Annotated in this window: 4 protein-coding genes; 1 reads left to right on the forward strand and 3 read right to left on the reverse strand. The window is 35.2% G+C overall.

From position 1 onward, the window contains the following. The 3 genes from gdhA to QZ659_RS19595 form a co-directional block, all read right to left on the reverse strand. Positions 1–1,340, reverse strand: a 1,340-nt coding sequence (gene gdhA, locus QZ659_RS19585) for an NADP-specific glutamate dehydrogenase (protein WP_291728637.1), incomplete at its 3' end; no start/stop codon positions are given. Between the two features lie 154 nt (positions 1,341–1,494). Continuing rightward, positions 1,495–2,106 (reverse strand): methyltransferase, encoded by a 612-nt coding sequence (locus tag QZ659_RS19590; RefSeq protein WP_291728639.1) that lies wholly within the window; start codon positions 2,104–2,106, stop codon positions 1,495–1,497. Between the two features lie 13 nt (positions 2,107–2,119). After that, positions 2,120–2,848 carry a 3'-5' exonuclease gene (locus tag QZ659_RS19595; RefSeq protein WP_291728641.1) on the reverse strand — a complete coding sequence of 243 codons (729 nt, stop codon included), beginning with the start codon at positions 2,846–2,848 and terminating at the stop codon, positions 2,120–2,122. A gap of 138 nt (positions 2,849–2,986) precedes the next feature. Between QZ659_RS19595 and QZ659_RS19600 the strand changes: the two genes are divergently transcribed. Then, positions 2,987–3,288: gamma-glutamylcyclotransferase family protein (locus QZ659_RS19600; protein ID WP_291728643.1), on the forward strand; the 302-nt coding region annotated here is incomplete at its 3' end.

A 3,288-nucleotide genomic window follows, 5' to 3' on the forward strand; every position in this document is an offset into this window, starting at 1 on the left:
TCTATCATAGCATCAGCCACTCTGACAAAACCAGCAATATTTGCCCCCTTGAGGTAATTTACTTTTTCGTCTTTCTTTCCATACTCCACACATTTGTCGTGGATGCTTTTCATAATATCTTTCAGTTCCTCATCTATCTTTTCTTTCGTCCAAGACATTCGTAGTGAGTTTTGTGTCATTTCCAGTCCAGAGGTAGCTACACCTCCAGCATTGGAAGCCTTACCTGGGGCATAAAGTATATTATTTTTTTCAAAAACATCTATTGCTTCTGATGTTGTTGGCATATTTGCCCCCTCTGCCACTAGCTGACAGCCATTTTTCACAAGTGATTTAGCTCCTTCTTTTTCCAATTCGTTTTGGGTAGCGCAAGGCAAAGCAATATCACATTTTACACTCCAAGGACGCTCGTCTTTATAAAACTTTGCAGACTTATATTTTTTTGCATATTCTTTGATTCTGCCTCGTTTTTCGTTTTTGAGTTCTTTTACAAACTCCAATTTTTCGATAGTAATTCCTTCTTCATCATAAATATAGCCATCAGAATCAGAAAGTGTTACCACTTTTGCACCTAATTCAATCGCCTTCTCACAGGCATACTGCGCTACATTTCCAGAACCTGAAATAGCTATTACTTTATCTTCTAAAGAATCGCCTTTGTGTTCCATCATTTCCTTTACAAAATACAAAAGTCCGTAGCCTGTGGCTTCTGTTCGGAGAAGTGAACCTCCCCATTTTACGCCCTTTCCAGTAAACGTTCCTGTAAATTCGTTGGAGAGTCGTTTGTATTGACCAAACATATAGCCTACCTCTCTTGCTCCTACGCCAATATCACCTGCAGGAATATCTGTATCAGCTCCTATGTGTCTAAATAGCTCTGTTACAAAACTCTGACAAAAACGCATTACTTCTGCATCACTTTTCCCTTTGGGGTTGAAGTCCGAACCTCCTTTTCCACCACCTAAAGGCAAGCCTGTAAGGGAATTTTTGAAAACCTGTTCGAAACCTAAAAATTTTAAAATAGACAAGTTTACACTCGGATGAAAGCGCACTCCACCTTTGTAAGGTCCTATGGCAGAATTGAATTGTACACGAAAACCTTTATTAACTTGAATCTCATTTTTATCGTCTAGCCAAGGCACACGAAATAAAATAGCTCTCTCTGGTTCGACCATTCGCTCTAATAACTTCGCTTTCTTATATTTTGGATTGTCTTCTATAAAAGGAAGAATAAATTCGGCAACCTCTTCTACAGCTTGTAAAAACTCAGATTCGTGGGGTTGCTTTTCCTTAACCTTTTCCATGAACCCCTTCACTTGGGCTTTATGATTATTTTTTGACATAATTTTAGGTGTGTATGTGTGGTTTGTAATTGGTTTGTTGAAAAAATGACACCTTAATCTACTGATTAAAATTATGAAGCTAACAGCCTTACTTTATGAATGTTTAAAAACACATATTTCATAGCTTCTCCCTAACACTAAGTACAAGGACAAATTAACTCTTCTGAAAGCTACAAAACAAGAAGTTTTGCTTTGTGTTGAAGGGAGTTGTGTGGTCTTCTTGCAAACATTTTATTTTATCAAAACTGTCAAAACTTAAGCTATTTTCATCATATTGAGATACTTCCAAACCACTACATTTTTTAGCTCCTTCCTTTGAAAACGTAGCCATAACTAAACCTTTTGCAACATATTTTTCTACTGTATTTTTATACTTATTTATGTCTTTATCATCTGTTAGAAAATGGAAAGTTGCTCTATCGTGCCAAAGCTCGTAGCTAATTTTAGGTTCAAATTCGGTTATATCACTTACTATCCAAGTTACAAATTTTGCCTTTTCTCCAAACTTTTCCTCTATGCGTTTTTTAGCTTTTTCTAAAGCTGTTGCAGAAATATCTAGCACTGTAATATCTGTAAAACCATCTTCTAAAAGAAGATCTACTAAATGACTTTCCCCTCCTCCAATATCAATAATTTTCGCATTTTTTTCTAGCTTAAAAGAGGAAATAAAATCAAGAGAAGTTTGAGGCTTGGCTTGTGTCCAGCTTACTTCTTGTGGCGTTTTGGTCTGATAGACATTTTCCCAATGTTGTTTTTTTGATTTCATTGTAATACGATTTTTATTCTACGACAATAATATTTTCTTTTTTAATAATCGGCAAATTTTGCATTCTTAGAAATAGTTGTCCTGTCAGAATCACATCTTTTGTACAATACACAGCGATTCGGTTTAAGTCTTTTTCTTTGTAATAAACACTATTTACTTCGCTTCCGTCAATATCGTCTTTACTGGTATCCAAACCAAAAACAGCAGCCAACAGAGATAGAGAGGTAAAATTTTTATAGTCGCCAAACTTCCACATGTGCATCGTATCAATATGGTTTACTTCCCACGGTTTTTTACCAGAAATATCCAAAGCGTAAGGAATATCCAATCCATTGATGAGCATACGACGACAGATATAAGGAAAATCAAATTCTTTTCCATTGTGAGCAATAAACTGCAAATTCTTACCAAATTTTTCTACTACTTTTATAAAATCTTCTAACAATTCTTTTTCATTGTCAGAAGCCAACGACTTTACTCTAAAGACTTGCTCTTCTTCTCCGTTTTCATTCTGTTGTAGTGTAAAGAAACCAATTCCAATAACAACTATTTTCCCAAACTCTGCATAAATGCCTGCTTTTTCCTCAAAGGCTTCTTTTGCTGTATCATCTGGCGCAATACGTGCAGCTTTTTTTTCCCAAAGAGGTTTTAATACATCTGGCAGTTCTTCAAAAGTAGCTTGTGCGCCTACGGTTTCGATGTCGATGACCATTAAGTTGGATAAATTGGTTGTTTTTCTCATTTCATTCTGATTATTTGCACATTTTAAAGGCTTATTCTGATTAACTTACTTCTCAAAAGTAATTAATTACACATCCTAATAAAAATACTTTGAATGCTTTTTATTAGAAAACATGCACTAAAACTCAATTTTATAGCTATGCACTATTTATTTTCCTACGGAACATTACAGAAAGAAAAAGTACAACTCTCCTCATTTGGTAGAATATTGGAAGGTTTTGAAGATATGATTGTGGGTTATAAACTAGAGCAATTAGAAATTACATCAGAAGAAGTCTTGGCAAAGAGTGAACAAAAATTTCATCCTATTGCTATCAAAACATCAAACCCTAACGCAAAAATAGAAGGAATGGTATATGAAATTTCTGATGAAGAATTAGCCCTCGCTGATAGCTACGAAGTTTCTGACTACAAGCGCATACTGGTTCATTCAGCGTTAGG

It is taken from the genome of Bernardetia sp. (assembly GCF_020630935.1).
Lineage (GTDB): Bacteria > Bacteroidota > Bacteroidia > Cytophagales > Bernardetiaceae > Bernardetia.

What these genes read in the sequence shown, in the direction of transcription:
- QZ659_RS19590 (WP_291728639.1), bottom strand. Translation starts at nt 2,106, where the DNA reads ATGAAATCAAAAAAACAACATTGGGAAAATGTCTATCAGACCAAAACG.
- QZ659_RS19595 (WP_291728641.1), bottom strand. Translation starts at nt 2,848, where the DNA reads ATGAGAAAAACAACCAATTTATCCAACTTAATGGTCATCGACATCGAA.